Origin of the sequence: Paraburkholderia sp. EB58 (genome assembly GCF_050436665.1) — a bacterium.
Taxonomy (GTDB): domain Bacteria; phylum Pseudomonadota; class Gammaproteobacteria; order Burkholderiales; family Burkholderiaceae; genus Paraburkholderia.
This window is the reverse complement of the sequence record NZ_JBNDMQ010000019.1, coordinates 40,012-54,403: the sequence shown is the minus strand read 5'-3', so window position 1 is coordinate 54,403 and position 14,392 is coordinate 40,012. Positions and strand designations below refer to the sequence as shown.

Annotated in this window: 17 protein-coding genes; 8 read left to right on the top strand and 9 right to left on the bottom strand. The window is 62.0% G+C overall.

What is annotated here, in order from left to right; translation table 11 throughout:
- The first annotated feature begins 26 nt into the window (after positions 1-26).
- Positions 27-1,451, top strand: coding sequence for an alpha,alpha-trehalose-phosphate synthase (UDP-forming) (otsA, locus tag P3T40_RS25665; protein WP_429270508.1), 1,425 nt, complete (start codon positions 27-29; stop codon positions 1,449-1,451).
- A 218-nt stretch (positions 1,452-1,669) separates the two neighbouring features.
- Here the strand turns inward: otsA and P3T40_RS25660 are convergent, their stop codons facing one another.
- The 6 genes from P3T40_RS25660 to P3T40_RS25635 form a co-directional block, all read right to left on the bottom strand.
- On the bottom strand, positions 1,670-2,245 hold the full coding sequence (locus P3T40_RS25660) for a hypothetical protein (RefSeq protein ID WP_429270507.1): 576 nt from the start codon (positions 2,243-2,245) through the stop codon (positions 1,670-1,672).
- 146 nt (positions 2,246-2,391) lie between these two features.
- A complete protein-coding gene (locus P3T40_RS25655) occupies positions 2,392-3,831 on the bottom strand; it encodes an MFS transporter (RefSeq protein ID WP_429270506.1) in 1,440 nt (479 codons plus the stop codon).
- Between the two features lie 139 nt (positions 3,832-3,970).
- Positions 3,971-4,474, bottom strand: coding sequence for a YbhB/YbcL family Raf kinase inhibitor-like protein (locus P3T40_RS25650; RefSeq protein WP_429270505.1), 504 nt, complete (start codon positions 4,472-4,474; stop codon positions 3,971-3,973).
- 173 nt (positions 4,475-4,647) lie between these two features.
- Positions 4,648-5,094, bottom strand: a complete 447-nt coding sequence (locus P3T40_RS25645; RefSeq protein WP_429270504.1) for a very short patch repair endonuclease — start codon at positions 5,092-5,094, stop codon at positions 4,648-4,650.
- Positions 5,094-6,356 carry a DNA (cytosine-5-)-methyltransferase gene (dcm, locus tag P3T40_RS25640; RefSeq protein WP_429270503.1) on the bottom strand — a complete coding sequence of 421 codons (1,263 nt, stop codon included), beginning with the start codon at positions 6,354-6,356 and terminating at the stop codon, positions 5,094-5,096. Before dcm ends, P3T40_RS25645 begins: the two co-directional genes overlap by 1 nt.
- Before the next feature lie 373 nt (positions 6,357-6,729).
- Complete coding sequence (locus P3T40_RS25635; protein ID WP_429270502.1) at positions 6,730-7,041, bottom strand: hypothetical protein; 312 nt, start codon at positions 7,039-7,041, stop codon at positions 6,730-6,732.
- A gap of 154 nt (positions 7,042-7,195) precedes the next feature.
- On the opposite strand from P3T40_RS25635, the gene P3T40_RS25630 reads away from it, so the two are divergent.
- From P3T40_RS25630 to P3T40_RS25620, 3 genes are all read left to right on the top strand, one after another.
- Positions 7,196-7,387, top strand: coding sequence for a CsbD family protein (locus P3T40_RS25630; protein WP_429270501.1), 192 nt, complete (start codon positions 7,196-7,198; stop codon positions 7,385-7,387).
- 149 nt (positions 7,388-7,536) lie between these two features.
- On the top strand, positions 7,537-7,758 hold the full coding sequence (locus P3T40_RS25625) for a hypothetical protein (RefSeq protein ID WP_429270500.1): 222 nt from the start codon (positions 7,537-7,539) through the stop codon (positions 7,756-7,758).
- Positions 7,759-7,986: 228 nt separating this feature from the next.
- Positions 7,987-8,691, top strand: a complete 705-nt coding sequence (locus tag P3T40_RS25620) for a glutathione binding-like protein (protein WP_429270499.1) — start codon at positions 7,987-7,989, stop codon at positions 8,689-8,691.
- A gap of 56 nt (positions 8,692-8,747) precedes the next feature.
- On the opposite strand, the gene P3T40_RS25615 is transcribed toward P3T40_RS25620, so the two are convergent.
- On the bottom strand, positions 8,748-10,478 hold the full coding sequence (locus P3T40_RS25615; RefSeq protein WP_429270498.1) for a tetratricopeptide repeat protein: 1,731 nt from the start codon (positions 10,476-10,478) through the stop codon (positions 8,748-8,750).
- 233 nt (positions 10,479-10,711) lie between these two features.
- On the opposite strand from P3T40_RS25615, the gene P3T40_RS25610 reads away from it, so the two are divergent.
- Positions 10,712-11,047, top strand: coding sequence for a hypothetical protein (locus P3T40_RS25610; RefSeq protein WP_429270497.1), 336 nt, complete (start codon positions 10,712-10,714; stop codon positions 11,045-11,047).
- Between the two features lie 173 nt (positions 11,048-11,220).
- Positions 11,221-11,769, top strand: a complete 549-nt coding sequence (locus tag P3T40_RS25605; RefSeq protein WP_429270496.1) for a DUF2867 domain-containing protein — start codon at positions 11,221-11,223, stop codon at positions 11,767-11,769.
- A gap of 66 nt (positions 11,770-11,835) precedes the next feature.
- Here P3T40_RS25605 and P3T40_RS25600 read toward each other — a convergent pair whose 3' ends face one another.
- Entirely contained in the window at positions 11,836-12,087 is a 252-nt protein-coding gene (locus P3T40_RS25600) for a hypothetical protein (RefSeq protein ID WP_429270495.1), read from the bottom strand.
- A 385-nt stretch (positions 12,088-12,472) separates the two neighbouring features.
- Between P3T40_RS25600 and P3T40_RS25595 the strand changes: the two genes are divergently transcribed.
- Positions 12,473-12,802: a DUF4148 domain-containing protein gene (locus tag P3T40_RS25595; protein ID WP_429270494.1), complete on the top strand. Its 330-nt coding sequence runs from the start codon at positions 12,473-12,475 to the stop codon at positions 12,800-12,802.
- Positions 12,803-13,012: 210 nt separating this feature from the next.
- Positions 13,013-13,993, top strand: a complete 981-nt coding sequence (locus P3T40_RS25590) for an alpha/beta hydrolase (protein WP_429270493.1) — start codon at positions 13,013-13,015, stop codon at positions 13,991-13,993.
- Between the two features lie 64 nt (positions 13,994-14,057).
- Here P3T40_RS25590 and P3T40_RS25585 read toward each other — a convergent pair whose 3' ends face one another.
- Complete coding sequence (locus P3T40_RS25585) at positions 14,058-14,303, bottom strand: hypothetical protein (RefSeq protein ID WP_429270492.1); 246 nt, start codon at positions 14,301-14,303, stop codon at positions 14,058-14,060.
- Between the last annotated feature and the right edge of the window lie 89 nt (positions 14,304-14,392).

The window sequence follows — 14,392 nt, the reverse complement described above, 5'->3', positions numbered from 1 at the left end:
GGACAACTGAATGAGGTGGAGCACCAATGAGCAGATTGATCGTGGTATCGAATCGTGTCGCGCCGACGCAGGAAGGCCGCCCCGCAGCAGGTGGTCTTGCAATCGGTGTACTGGACGCTCTCAAGGAAACCGGCGGCGTATGGTTCGGCTGGAGCGGCGAGACGGTGGCGGAGCCATCCGCGCCGGTGATCGAGAAGCAGGGCAACGTGACGTACGCGACGGTGGGCCTTACCAAGCGCGACTACGATCAGTACTACCGCGGCTTTTCGAATGCGACCCTATGGCCGACTTTCCACTACCGCAATGACCTGTCGCGCTTCGATCGTCAGGAGTACGCCGGTTATCTGCGCGTGAACCAGACGCTGGCTAAGCAGTTAAAGGAGATGGTCAAGCCCGATGACATCATCTGGGTGCACGACTATCACTTGCTGCCGTTCGCGAAGTGCCTGCGCGAACTCGGCGTGAAAAACCCGATCGGCTTCTTCCTGCATATTCCGTTTCCGGTGCCGGAAGTGCTGCGCAGCGTGCCGCCCCACGAAGAACTCGTGAAAGCCATGTGCAGCTACGACGTGGTGGGTTTTCAGACTGAAGCGGACCGCCAGTCGTTCGTCGACTATATCGAACGCGGACAGCATGGCACGTCGAGCGAAGACGGCATGGTGCACGCCTATAACCGCTTCCTCAAAGTCGCGGCTTATCCGATCGGGATTTATCCCGATGCGATTGCCAAGGCCGCCGAACAGTTCACCGACCGCAAGCCTGTTCGCAGCCTGCGCGACGGCATGCGCGGCCGCAAGCTGATCATGAGCGTCGACCGCCTTGATTATTCGAAGGGACTCGTCGAGCGCTTCCAGGCCTTCGAGCGTCTGCTGCTGAGTGCGCCAGGTTGGCACGGGCGCGTCTCGCTGGTGCAGATCGCACCGCCGACGCGCTCGGATGTGCAGACTTATCAACGCATTCGTCAGACCCTTGAAGGTGAAGCTGGGCGCATCAACGGCCGCTTCGCACAGCTCGACTGGACGCCGATTCAGTACCTGAACCGCAAGTACGAACGTAATCTGCTGATGGCGTTGTTCCGGCAATCGCATGTGGGATATGTCACGCCTCTGCGCGATGGCATGAACCTCGTTGCGAAGGAGTACGTGGCATCTCAGGATCCGGCGGATCCGGGCGTGCTGGTGCTGTCGCAGTTTGCCGGCGCCGCCGAGCAATTGCCGGGCGCGTTGGTGGTGAATCCGTTCGACTTGTCGCAGATGGCTGAAGCGCTGGAACGCGCGCTGTCGATGCCGCTCGCCGAACGCCAGGCCCGTCACGCGGACATGATGGCGCCGCTGCGCGAGAACAATCTGTCGGTGTGGCGCGATACCTTCCTTGCCGATCTGCGCAACGTGGCGACGGCGTCGTCGGTGACGGCTAAAGCGGTAAAGCTCGCAGACGTGACGGCGACCTGATGCGCTAAAGCATGGCGCAGCGAGGCGCTGGCGGGGAGTGCCACAGCAGCTTCGCTCTCGCTGTCACGTCGAATTCGCAAAACGGCAAGCGAAGGCTGGCGCAGCGTGGTGAGCGTCCGTCACGCGCGGCACAAACGATCTCCACGGCGGCCCAAAGGGGCCGCCGTTTTTACGCGTGCTGATGTCGCGTCGTCTCGCGCGGACGTCTTGCGGCTGCGTTACGCGTGCTGCTGATTCAGATCGCCCAACGGCACCGGGGTCGTAGTCGGATCGAAGTCCGCCCAACGGCCTTGGCGCCAATGTCCGGAAGCGCGCTCGAGGTCGGTGCCGCCGGCCTCTCGCAGGATGGCTGCCGCGTCGAGCTGATTATCGTTGCAGACATGCACGGCCACCACCACACCCGAGTTGCGGAACTCGCGGCGCACCCGGTCATGGTGCTCGGCGTGGGCCCTGCGCGTCTGCAGGTGAGTACCCACCTGTAAGCCGAGATACGCGCCGACGCCGGCCGCGATGACGACAACAGGCAACGTTGCGGCAAACGCCATAAAGATCGCGGCGCCAATGACCGCGCCTGCTGCCGCGCCGATGGTCGCGCCGTGACCTGTGGTTGCGTGCAGTGGCGGTGCACCGGTCACATGCGGGCTGTGATCCAGCGCATGGCGCGAGTGTTGACCCGGTGGATTGACGAAGAACAGCGTGACGTCTTCTTCGACAAAGCCGCGCTCGAAGAGCGTTTGCGCAGCGGCTTCGGCAGCGGGAAACGTCGTGAAACGTCCAGCGACGATGAGTGACACGGGAACCCCCTCGGCATCGTTCAGAAGCCATGTAGGGAAGTGCAGGGACGCCTGCGGCCGCGCAATGCAGGAACATGCGGCGCGGGTATGGCCTTAGACAACGGCGCGAGTCGAGAGTGCGGTCCGTTCCTGCAAAAACATCAACGTTACGCCGGGGCCGGGTTGGTGCGCTGCATCACGCGCGACGTGCTGATCACGGACGCGACCGCTGCAAAACACGCGGCAACATACAGCGCGATGGTCGGCCCGTGCTGCGGCGCCACCCCGAAGATCAGCGCCACCAACGCGGCGCCGAGCGTTTGCCCGGTCAGGCGTGCGGTACCGAGCATGCCGCTCGCACCGCCGCTGCGTTCGCGCGGCGCCGCGGCGAGCATGGTGCGATTATTGGGCGACTGGAAAATGCCGAAACCGGCGCCGCACAACGCCATGCGCCACGCAATCTGCAGCGGATCGGGATGAGCGCCGAGCGTGGCGAGCAGCAGCAGACCGGCGGTCAGCGCGGCGAGTCCGATGCCGCCAAGCCAACCCGCCGACAAGCGATCCGACAACACCCCCGAGAGCGGCGCAGCGACGATGATGACGAGCGGCCACGGCGTCATCAGTAGGCCGGTCTGGACCTGCGACAAGCCGAGCGTGTCCTGCAACATGAACGGCAACGAAACGAACGCCAGCATCTGCGCGGCGAACGAGCAGACCGAGGTGCCGATCGACAGCGCAAAGATCGGAATGCGCAACAGATCGATGGGCAGGAGCGGAGCCGGCTGTGTCAATTGCCTGCGCACGAAGAAGTAGCCGATCACCACGGCGCCGAGTGCTTCGATGCCGACATAGCCCAATCCTTCGCCGTGTCCGAGGCCATCCACGGCGAAGATCAGCAGGCCGAACACAAACGCGTTCATCACCGCGCTGAGGTAATCGTAGGGCGCCTTATGGCCCGGGTTGGCCGGCAGCGCCCTGAAGCCGCTGACGATGGCCGCGATGCCGATCGGCACATTGATTGCAAAGAGCCACGGCCACGGCGCGATGGCGAGCACGCCCGAGGCGACGGTCGGCCCAACCGCGGACGAGATGGCCACCACCATGGCGTTGATCGCCACGCCGCGCCCGAGGTGAGCGGGCGGATAGATCATGCGCACCAGCGCGGTATTCACGCTCATGATGCCCGCCGCGCCGAAGCCCTGGATCACGCGAGCGAGGGCGAGCGTCGGCAGCGAGGTGGCGAGCGCGCAGCCGAGCGACGCGACGGTAAAGAGGATCAAGCCGCCCAGATAGACGCGCCGGTAGCCGATGCGGTCGCCGAGCGACGCCAGTGGCAGCAGCGAGATGGTGACCGCGAGCTGATATGCGTTGACCACCCAGATCGAGGCGGCCGCGCTAGCGTGCAGATCGCGGGCGATGGTGGGGAGCGCCACGTTGGCGATGGCGCTGTCCAGAACGGCGAGCGTAATGCCGAGCGCCACCACGACGATCGCCCAGTAGCGTTGCGGCAGGGGCAGGCCCAGTTCGGGTTCGGGTGCGGCGGGGCGGGCGCCGGCGGGGGCACCCTCGGGGTTGGAAGCGTTATTGCCGGAAGCTTGTGCGTGCATCTCGTTGGGGATTTTATTGACTGCTGTGAGGCGCGAATCTGAGTTGGCAGCAAAGGACGTGCACCTGTCTCCTGGTCGTCGCGTTGCGCCCGCGGCGCCGGGGCGCGCGTGGCACGCTGCCCGGCGCCGCTTCGCGTGGTTATTTCAGTTCGTACAAACCGGTATGGGTTGTCGAATCGAGTTCGTTGAGATGGGTCATGAAGCGCGCGACCGCATTGGTGGTGTCCGCATTGATCGGCAACTGCGCGACCTTTAGCGCGTGCAGGCGGAAGATAAATCGATGCGTCCGGTCGCCGCGCGGCGGTGCGGCGCCGCCAAAGCCGACCGTGCCGTAGTCGTTGCGCACCTGCAGAGCGCCTTGGGGCAGCAGGTTGCCATCGGGCTTGCCGGCGTTGCTCGGCAGCGAACGGACATCAGCGGGGATATTCACCACGACCCAGTGCCAGAAGCCGCTGCCGGTGGGTGCGTCGGGATCGTGAACGGTGAGCGCGAAACTTTGCGTGCCTTCCGGCGGCGCTTCCCACTGCAGCGACGGGGAGATGTTTTCGCCATCCACACCGAACGCTTTGTCGTGGTATTCCTGCGCTTTCGACATGAAGCCGTTGGTGGGGAACTCGTCGGACCAGAGACGGAAATCAGCCATCGTATGCCTCCCTTAAGGATGGTTCTCAGATGGGCCGAGCTGCCGGAAATGGTACTGCGGACAGACCCGGGTGAGCCAATCGAGTGTATCACCGGCGGCTCATTCGATTACGCGAAACCGGGCCACGTCCAACGGACCCAAACTGTGGACTTGTTGTGGACGAAATGCAGGACTCAGCCGCGCTCTTCGAGCTCGGTGGCGTCGCTGTGCAACCAGTCGACCAGCCGTTGCAGCACGCCGTTGATATCCCGATTGGCTCCACGCAAAGCGCATTCCCACACCACGGCCACGCGCCATCCGGCGGCGAGCAGGGCGGCGCGCGATTTCTCATCGTTGCTGCGGTTGCGGCCTATCTTGTCGCGCCAGAATTCCGGGCGAGTCTGCGGCCATTTGAAGAGCGGGCAATCGTGGCCGTGCCAGAAGCAGCCATGCACGAACACGACAGCGCGGTAGCGCGGCAGGACGATGTCGGGACGCCCCGGCAGATCTCGCGCGTCCAGACGGAAGCGGAACCCCTGCCGATGCAGCAGGCTGCGAATCAGCAGCTCCGGCTTCGTGTTGCGGCCGCGAATGCCGGACATCATCCGGCTGCGCGTGGCGGCGTCGACGATGTCGACCATCAGCTAAAGCGCACGCGCGCCTGTGGGGCCGGCGCGAGCAGCGTCTGGACATGCGGCAGCATGATGCGCGCGACTTCCTGCATCACCGGCATCACGACGCTGTTGCCGAACTGACGGTAGGCCTGAGTGTCGCTGACCGGAATCCGGAACGTGTCGGGAAAGCCCATCAACCGCGCACATTCGCGTGGCGTCAGACGGCGCGGGCGCAGCCGCTTGCCCTGGGCGACGAGAATCTCCGAGCCGTCCTTGTGATAACGGGCCGACAAGGTGCGCGTCACGCTATCCGGGTAGGCCATGCCAAAACCGAAGCCGTTACCCGCCGCACGATGCTTTTCCGCGTAGTTCTGCAGATAGGTCCAGAGGTTCGGCGTTAGCGTGTACTTCGGCTGGACGCGCTTTTTCGCGTGGTCGAAGAAACGGTCGTGGTCCCACGGCAGCACCGGTTCGCTGCCGTCGGTGCGATGCAGGATCGAGCCGAGGCGCGGGCCGACGGTGGGCAGCCGCAGGTCATCCCAGGAGAACGCCGTCTTGCCGCGAAAGCCGACGATGATGATCCGCTCGCGGTGTTGCGGCGTGAAATGCTGGCCGTCCACGATGCGGTAGTGCACTTCGTAGCCCAGCTCGTCGCGCAGCGTCTGCAGGATGACTTCGAAGGTGCGGCCCTTGTCGTGCGACAGCAGATTCTTCACGTTCTCCAGCAGAAACGCGGCAGGGCGCTTGGCCGCGATAATGCGGGCGACGTCGAAGAAGAGCGTCCCCTGGGTAGAGCACTCGAAACCGTGCGGCCGGCCCATAGCGTTTTTCTTGCTGACCCCGGCGATGGAAAACGGCTGGCAGGGAAAGCCGCCGAGCAAGACGTCGTGAGCCGGTACCTCGTTGGCGGGAAATGACACGATGTCGCCGATGAACGAGTGCTCCGCGCCGTAGTTTTCCAGGTAGGTCTTCTTCGAAAAATCGTTCCACTCGCTCGTGAAGACGCATGCGCCGCCCTGCGCCTCGAAGCCCATGCGAATACCGCCGATCCCAGCGAACAGGTCGATAAAGCGGAAGTTGGCCTCGCCGTTTGCGGCGCCCTGCTTGCCGGCGGCGCCCGAGTGCAGCAGATCGCGCAGCGCCGGTTCGAGCATTGAAGGGCACGGCGTCTCGCCCTTTTCCCAGCGGCGCACGGTCTTGATGTCCTTGCCGACGTGAGCGGCGATTTCTCGTTGGGTGAAGCGGGTGCGCGCCTGTTTTAGCAGCTCGAGCGGTGGGGCCTGGGTCACTAGCAGTCCTTGCTGGGGATTTTTGCGGACATTATGACCTGGAGTTGTCCCTTTTTCCTGATCTTCCCCCATCTAACGCGCAAAAATGGCTGGTAGGAGGCGTCTCCGGCGTTGCGCGGAAGCTATTTCGCGAACGCCAACAGGCTTGAATGTCAAGGCACCTGTTGGCTTACGGTCAACGATGGCAAAAATCGCGCTCAGATTGATTGCTAGCTTAATAATGGGTTGCTAGCCTAAGAGTAGTAACGCTGATCTCCGCGTTACGGTGTGTTCGAGCCGCGGCATAGGTCGCGGCTTTTTTTTAGCGACTGGGTTGCCGGTAAGAAAGGGAATCGCAGGGGAAGGCTGACTCGCCGCTAGCCGGGCTGTCAGCTCAGACGCTGGCTCGGCGCTGGCGGCTTTCGTGCGCGCCGAGTGGCATGGCTTTCCACTCGGGCAGGCGCGCTGCCGGGTCGAACCGGTCCAGCTTCAGCAGCAGGCCATCGACGGCACACAGTTGCGCGTGAGTCAGGTGCTCGGCGTCGAGCAGGGCATTGAGACGCTTGCGCCAGTAGGCGGGCGGCAGAATCGAACCACCCAGATCGCCGAGTAGCGAGGGCTCCATTACGCGACGGATGTGCGCAATGTCCTTATCGATTAGCGTTGCGAACAAGGCGTTGTTCGTCGCGGTCTGAGTATGGTCCATGACACATTAACGGCAGGGCAAATATTGACTTTAGGGGTGCGAGCAAAAATTTTTTAACTGCATCCGCAGGCCGGCTCGGCGCCGGGCACACTCGTTGCTGTGGGAAAGTACTGGCGCAAAATCGCGCCGGCACTGCAATCGCAAGGAGCGGAACATGAATAAGGACCAGGTGAAGGGTGTCGGAGAACAGGTGAAGGGCAAGGTTAACGAGGCAGTCGGCAAGGCCACGGGTAACAAGGCCAAGGAACTGAAGGGCGACCTCCAGCAAGGCGCGGGCGAGATCCGCAAGGCGTACGGTGACGGCAAGGAACAAGCCAAGGACAACGCCAAGCGGAACGCGCCGTAACGGGTAGCCCGGTTTGACGAAAAGGCGCTTCGGCGCCTTTTTTTGCGCGCTGCAGCAACTGATCAAGCTGCATACGAGGCGCGGCAAAATCTGCCGCGCCTCGCCCCGCTCGCCTAGACTGGGGACATAGAAAGGACCGGAGGCATACGATGACACCCGAAAAAGTAATCTCGATGTTCGAGCGGCAATACCTGGAGGGCAAGGCGCCGCTCGATGTGGAATACGTCTGTGGCGGCTTCGCGGAGTGGCTATCTTCGGCGTGGGAATATCTGGACGGCGAAGAGAAGGTTTTGTTGATGTCAGTGGGATCGGCACTGTGGCGCGAGGGTTATAACCGGCGTGCCGGGAGCGCGACGAAGGATCCGTGGTGAGATGGGCGGGGTTTTGGCACAGCGAGGGCGGCGCTAGTTGATCAGTACAACTGCTGACACGGCGGGGATTCGGCGTGTAGTTGCTTCACGACTGTAGCGCAGACCGGCTTGGCACCTCGCAAGAAAAGTTTGGCAGGAGCGTTTATATTGTCCGTTTGTTCGCCGGACCCGGTCGCCTCGACAAGGCATAACCGCTGCCGCGTCCATTCATCCTGTCCAAAGAGCCCTATGACCGATCTTTCCCCGTTTCCCATCACGGCCAAGTGGCCGGCCCAGCACCCCGATCGCCTGCAACTCTACTCACTGCCGACGCCCAACGGCGTCAAGGTCTCGGTGATGCTCGAGGAGACCGGTCTTCCTTACGAGCCGCATCTGGTGCGCTTCGACACGAACGATCAATCGACGCCCGAGTTCCTCTCGCTGAACCCGAACAACAAGATTCCGGCCATCATCGATCCGAACGGACCCGACGGCAAACCGCTCCCGCTGTTCGAATCCGGTGCGATCCTGATCTATCTGGCGGAGAAGACCGGTCAGTTCATTCCTCAGGATGCCGCCGGCCGCTACGAAACGATTCAATGGGTGATGTTCCAGATGGGCGGCATTGGCCCGATGTTCGGCCAGGTGGGCTTCTTCCACAAATTCGCCGGCAAGGAGTATGAGGACAAGCGCCCGCGCGACCGGTACATCGAGGAATCGAAGCGCTTGCTCGGCGTGCTGGAGAAGCGGCTGACGGGGCGCGCGTGGATCATGGGCGACGCCTACACGATCGCGGATATCGCGACCTTCCCGTGGGTGCGCAATCTGATCGGCTTTTACGAGGCGGGTGATCTGGTGGGGATTGCGGATTTCCCGAACGTCAAGCGGGTGCTGGATGCGTTCGTCGCTCGTCCGGCGGTGGTGCGTGGACTCAACATTCCGAAGCGCGATTGATGCGCGCGTCGAGGCGGCGGTGCGGCGTGTCCGCTTTGGACTGCGTTGCCCGCCGTCTATCGTTCCGTGATATCGGTCCCGGCACGCGTTGCAAGCGCCGCCCGTGCTGACTGGATCGCGCTGTCCCAATCGCCCAGCACCGGCTGGCGAAACAACTGCGCGCTCGGGTACCACGGGCTGTCCTGGCGCTCGAGCATCCAGCGCCAGCAGGTGTCGAAGCGATTCAGTATCCATACGGGTTTGCCGAGCGCGCCGGCAAGGTGGGCCACGGCGGTATCCACCGAGATCACCAGGTCGAGGTTTGCAACCAGCGCGGCGGTGTCGGCGAAGTCCGTGAGTTCTTCCGTGTAATCGATGACCTGCTGGCCGAGCTCCGCCGTCTGCGTCAGTTGCTGCGATGCCGGGCCTTTCTGCAAACTGTAGAAGCGGACATGCGGGACTTCGAGGATCGGCCGCAGCGCGTCGAGCGTGATCGAACGTCGGGCGTCGTTTTTTCTCAATTCCGCCACATGCGGTCGACTTCCGCCCGCCCAGACCAGGCCCACTTTGAGTTCATCGCTTTCGGCATTGTGTGCAATGCGCTCGGCCCAGCGTTGCGAGGCTTGCGTGTCAGCGAAGAGGTAGGGCGTGGTCCCGGGAATGCTCGCAAGCTCCGTCTTGAACGCGAGCGGCAGGCTGAGCAACGGACAATGGCAATCAAATGGCGGCAGCGGTTGACCCTGCTCGATCAACTGGGTCACGCCGTCCAGATTCGTCAGTAGCCGGATCAGTTCAGACGGGACTTCGAGGACGACCTTTGCGCCGAGGCCCGACACCAGCGCGGCGTAGCGGCAGAACTGCAGCGTATCGCCAAGGCCCTGTTCCGCGTGCAGAAGGATGGTCTTGCCGGCGATAGAGAAATCACCCAGCCACAATGGCTGCTCGAAGACCCGCTGGCTCGCCTTGATCCGATTGCGTTTCCAGCGCCACTCATACTTTTGCCAGCCTTCTTCAAGCCGGCCCAGTTGCAACAGGCAGAGGGATTCGTTCCAGTGCGCTTCGGCGAATTCGGGGCTCAGCGTGATCGCGCGCTCGTAGCTCTGCAGCGCTTGCTCGTGCTGATTCAGGTCGACGAGCGTGAGCCCTAGGTTGTTCCACGCGTCAGCAAATGCAGGCGCGAATTCGAGTGCGCGCTGGTAGCTTTGTTGCGCATCTAGCGGGCGGTTTAGATCGCTCAAGGCGTTCGCGCGATTGCTCCATGCATCCGCGTAGTCCGGTTGCAACGCGATGGCCTGGTCGCAGCTCGCAAGGGCGTCCGCGGGACGGCCGAGATCGCGTAGCACGCAGGCTCGGTTGCTCCATGTCGGCGCGAACTCAGGGCGCAACTTCAGGGCGCGTTCAAAGCTCACCAGCGCTTCGGCGGGGGCATCCAGACCGGCTAGTGCGTTACCGCGATTGTTCAAGGCATCGACGAAATCGGCTTGCAACGCAAGCGCGCGATTCGCACTGGCGAGCCCTTCCTTGAAGCGCCGCAAGGCGTTGTAGGCAAAGGCGAGATTGGAGTGAATCGGCGCCTGCATGCCATTGATCGCGACCGCCTTTTTCAGCAGTTCGATGCCTTCTTCCAGGCGGTCCGACTGGAGCGCCAGTGCGCCTAGCAACTGGATGGCGTCGAAGTGCTTGGGCCGCCCCTTAAGAATCTCGCGGTAAATGTCCTCCGCCTCGGCGTACGCGCCGTTTTGCTGTAGGACCACGGCTTGGCGAAGCAGGGTGTCGACCTGGCGCTGAGGGTTCGCTGTCTTGCTCATAGGATGCATGGGTTGGGGCGTGCCGGAACGACCGGTTTAACGTCGCCCTACCAGATAGTCTTCGATCGCGGTGTTTGGCTGGTCTGTCGTATCCCGTGCGACGCGATTGCGACGCACGGACCTGGGCAGGCGGATGGCGGCGATTATCGCCGAAAAGAAGCCGCTCGACACCGCTCCACCAATTCCGGCGCTCGGCGTATGATGGGCCGGTCAAGACAAACGGAGACGGGACGATGAAATTCCGCGGTTCACTTCTGTTGGCTGGCGCCATGGCTGCGGCCGTGTCGCTCACGGCATGCACCCAGGGCGGTCCGGTTGAGTTCTCTGCCACCGGGGCCGATGCGCCTATTACGTCGCGTGCCGACGATCTGGATTTTGGACCGATGGATCATTCCATTGCCGTTTGCAAGGCCGCGGCGCAAAGCGCGGGGCAGGGACGCTGCGTGAAAGTGCGAGCGTACGAAGCGTGCATGAAGACGCACGGCTACATTACCGTGCTGGGACCGGAGAATCCTTCGTCCTGTGGGCAGCCTGCGTGGGAACAGGATGTGCGCAAGTGGCTTCAGTGAGGCGGGCGTTGTTGATGTGATGACATGGGGATCCGCTTCGATGAGCGGATGCCCTGATGGCTGGGATATTAATCTAGAGTCCTAATTTATTCGGCGGGTTGTCGATTAGGCGTAGCGAACAGCCGTCCTATCGTGCCGGCGATTGTTGATTTTCACCTGGGTGTCTAGTAGCCATGCAAACAACAGAGTGGTCGGTCGCGCCGGTGTCGGTTCCTGGCGATTCGCGTGTGGCGGGAATGTACAACACGCCCTATCTGGCGGATGCTTACGCTATCCGCTTGCCCGACGATGCGATTCCCGATCCCGAGGTGTTAGCGCGATTTATGTTTGCCCATCAACCTTCGTGGGTGGCGGGGCTTTTGTCGGTGCGTGATGCATTGGTTGCCGGCTTCGGCATCAAGACCGCGAGGGAGTTGCGAACCTCACCCAAGCCAGCGGGCGATGAGCGCGTCAACATCTTCAGGATTTACGAGCGGCGGCCGCACGAGATCATTCTGGGCGAGGACGACAAGCATCTCGACTTCCGGGTCTCGGTGATGCGTGAGATGAGGGCGCTTTCGACAGGACCGCGCCCGTATCTGATTGTCTCAACGGTCGTGCATTGCCATAACCGTCTGGGGCGGACTTACATTACGTTGATCGCGCCGTTTCATCGCCTGGTGGTTGAGTCAGGTCTGCGGCGAGCGGCGCGTCTCGGATGGCCTACCGTCGCGAAGGCATGACAGCTAGGCTCTTTCCTTTATCTGCAGTCCGAACCGACGGCCTGTCTTTGTGGAGCTGGCGAGACGCTACTGGACCAGTTGAAGTTGGGGCTGGCGGGACGAGGGCAGCTTGGTGCAGAGATCGAACTCGTCCAGTTCCAGCAAAAGGCTATCGACAGTGCGAAGCTGCGCATTCGTGAGGTGCGTGGTGTCGAGAATCTGGTAAAGACGTTGGCGCCAGTAAGCGGACGGCAGATAGGAGCCGCCGAGATCCCCGTGCAAGGCGGGCCGCATCACACGAGCGATATGCGCGATGCCTTCGTCGATAAACGTGTTCATGTTTGTCCCCGTGAATCCTGCCGGCTGGTCCGGCCGTGTCGATTACGTCTGGTGAATGAGATGAGTTGATGGGCGCACGATGGTGACGTGTATCCGATGTCATTAGGAAGGAATCCGTCGAATCGCATTTAGTCCAGCCACTGCATGGATTGAAGAGTACGCGTGCGCGATCCGGGTCAATCAGACGAATACGGCAGGAATATGGCGTCAATTTATGCCCAGCGGATTGAGTGGTCGCATGGCGCGGGTGATTGTGAGGTTTACGGCAATAGTGAATTCGAAATCCCGGTCTTCACCCTAGGATTCAAGGCCTCTAGACTGTCGTTACTGGCTGCAGACATTCAAGTTTGTAGCGCCGTACAAAACAATCTCTGGAGGTCTCACCATGAAGTCGCTCATCAAGGCTGTTGCTCTTGCCGCTGTTTTGGCCGCGCCGATCGTTTCATTTGCTCAGACGAATGAACCGGTGACGCGTGCACAGGTTCGCAATGAGCTGATTCAACTCGAGAAGGCCGGCTACAACCCGGCGACGGCGAACGACTACGACTACCCGGCAAACATTCAGGCCGCAGAAGCTCGCGTGGCTGCACAAAACGCCACTGCGCAAGCTAATACGACCGGTTATGGTTCGGGTGCCAATGGTTCGACTCAAGCGGGACAGCGCGGTGAAACGACGATTAGCACGTACTCGCCGCCGGTTGCTAACGCTCGTTAATGGATTGCGGCTGGCACGACTGCAGATAGCTTAGGGTGTCTGTGGGTTAGCGGTTGTCGATAGGGAACAGGCCCGCATCTCGATGGAGATGCGGGCCTGTTTGCTTATGCGGACGGATTGATGGGTGGTTGCGCGCGCCGCAGCAGCGGATTGGCTTTTGCGGTATTTTTCATCCACTTCGATCATTCGCCGCACGGGCCGGGATTTTTTATGACAGAGCGTAAGCCGTTTGATGCAGCTGTACGTCGTTTTCTGGATGAGCAGGCTATAGCCACAGGTGCGCTGCCTCCGGCTACGTCGAACGAGGAGCGGGTGCGCATGGCGCGCGGTTTCATGATGCGTGCGCTGGAAAGCCGCGAGTCCATTGCCGGTTTGCCGAATGGTGTTGAGACGCGTGATGTGGAGATTGCCGCTGGGCTGGGGGCGCGGGTTTATTTGCCTCCGGGTGGAAACGCCGCTCGTCCGGTGATGGTGTACACGCATGGGGGCGGGTGGGTGGTCGGCGCGGTGGCGACCGTCGATCCGTTCTGCCGTCTGCTGAGCGAGGCGGCCGGTGTGATCATTGTGTCGGTCGAGTATCGGCTCGCGCCGGAGCATCCTTATCCGGCGGCGTTGGAAGATACGCTAGCGGCTTTTGATTGGGTGGCTGAGCACGCGCATGAGTTTGGTGGTGACGCGTCGAGGCTGGTTCTGGGTGGTGATAGTGCCGGGGCGAATCTGGCCGCGGTGACAGCTAACCGGCTTTGTGCCGATGGGTCGGCGAAGGCGCATGCGTTGCGCGCGCTGCTGTTGCTTTACCCCGTTACGGATCATCCGAGCGCGGAGCATCCATCCTATGCAGAGAACGCGAGCGGCTACGGGCTCGAGGGGAGTCTGATGCGATGGTTCTGGGAACTGTATGCGCCGGGGGTTTCGGCTGAGGACTTGAACGTCGCGCCGCTGCGGTTGCGCGAAGTGCCTAAGCTTCCGCCGACGCTGGTGACCACTGCGCACTATGACGTGTTGCGTGATGAGGGGATCGCGTATGCGGAGAAGTTGAAGGAGGCGGGCGTGGCGGTGACCCATCTGCATGCGCCGGATATGGGACATAACTTTCCGGTGACGCCGAGCCAGGTTGCAAGGTTTCCGCAGGGGGTGGAAATGTTGGGCGCGATTGCGGAGTGGTTGAAAGCGAGCTTGGCGGGTCGCTAGTTTGTGACGATCGCCCTGATCCAGATCAACCCCCAGCTTTGAGCGAGGGGAGGTGAACGGGGAATTAGCCGGCGAAGCTATCAACAACGCGGCGTCCTGCGCGATACCCTGCGTCGCGCGCCTCGTCTTCGCTGCCAAACGTCTTGATGAGTTCATAGAACCGCGTGCTTTGCCCCTCAAGGTGAGGCTCGGCACCGTGCCGACAGACGTACGCAGAGTAATGCCATAGGGTGGCTGGAGCCGGCGGCCCGTATGCAGGGATGGGAAGTACCCAGATTTCAAAGCCTTCGTGTTCGATCTTGTCCCACATGGCAGTCTCCATCCGGAATTTGAAGGAATCGTAGCATGCGAAGCCGGATCGATTCCGACCTCGCAAGCGACTGCGGCCTGCAAAAAATC

What these genes read in the sequence shown, in the direction of transcription:
- otsA (WP_429270508.1), top strand. Translation starts at nt 27, where the DNA reads ATGAGCAGATTGATCGTGGTATCGAATCGTGTCGCGCCGACGCAGGAA.
- P3T40_RS25655 (WP_429270506.1), bottom strand. Translation starts at nt 3,831, where the DNA reads ATGCACGCACAAGCTTCCGGCAATAACGCTTCCAACCCCGAGGGTGCC.
- P3T40_RS25650 (WP_429270505.1), bottom strand. Translation starts at nt 4,474, where the DNA reads ATGGCTGATTTCCGTCTCTGGTCCGACGAGTTCCCCACCAACGGCTTC.
- P3T40_RS25645 (WP_429270504.1), bottom strand. Translation starts at nt 5,094, where the DNA reads ATGGTCGACATCGTCGACGCCGCCACGCGCAGCCGGATGATGTCCGGC.
- P3T40_RS25635 (WP_429270502.1), bottom strand. Translation starts at nt 7,041, where the DNA reads ATGGACCATACTCAGACCGCGACGAACAACGCCTTGTTCGCAACGCTA.
- P3T40_RS25630 (WP_429270501.1), top strand. Translation starts at nt 7,196, where the DNA reads ATGAATAAGGACCAGGTGAAGGGTGTCGGAGAACAGGTGAAGGGCAAG.
- P3T40_RS25625 (WP_429270500.1), top strand. Translation starts at nt 7,537, where the DNA reads ATGACACCCGAAAAAGTAATCTCGATGTTCGAGCGGCAATACCTGGAG.
- P3T40_RS25620 (WP_429270499.1), top strand. Translation starts at nt 7,987, where the DNA reads ATGACCGATCTTTCCCCGTTTCCCATCACGGCCAAGTGGCCGGCCCAG.
- P3T40_RS25615 (WP_429270498.1), bottom strand. Translation starts at nt 10,478, where the DNA reads ATGAGCAAGACAGCGAACCCTCAGCGCCAGGTCGACACCCTGCTTCGC.
- P3T40_RS25610 (WP_429270497.1), top strand. Translation starts at nt 10,712, where the DNA reads ATGAAATTCCGCGGTTCACTTCTGTTGGCTGGCGCCATGGCTGCGGCC.
- P3T40_RS25605 (WP_429270496.1), top strand. Translation starts at nt 11,221, where the DNA reads ATGCAAACAACAGAGTGGTCGGTCGCGCCGGTGTCGGTTCCTGGCGAT.
- P3T40_RS25600 (WP_429270495.1), bottom strand. Translation starts at nt 12,087, where the DNA reads ATGAACACGTTTATCGACGAAGGCATCGCGCATATCGCTCGTGTGATG.
- P3T40_RS25595 (WP_429270494.1), top strand. Translation starts at nt 12,473, where the DNA reads ATGAAGTCGCTCATCAAGGCTGTTGCTCTTGCCGCTGTTTTGGCCGCG.
- P3T40_RS25590 (WP_429270493.1), top strand. Translation starts at nt 13,013, where the DNA reads ATGACAGAGCGTAAGCCGTTTGATGCAGCTGTACGTCGTTTTCTGGAT.
- P3T40_RS25585 (WP_429270492.1), bottom strand. Translation starts at nt 14,303, where the DNA reads ATGTGGGACAAGATCGAACACGAAGGCTTTGAAATCTGGGTACTTCCC.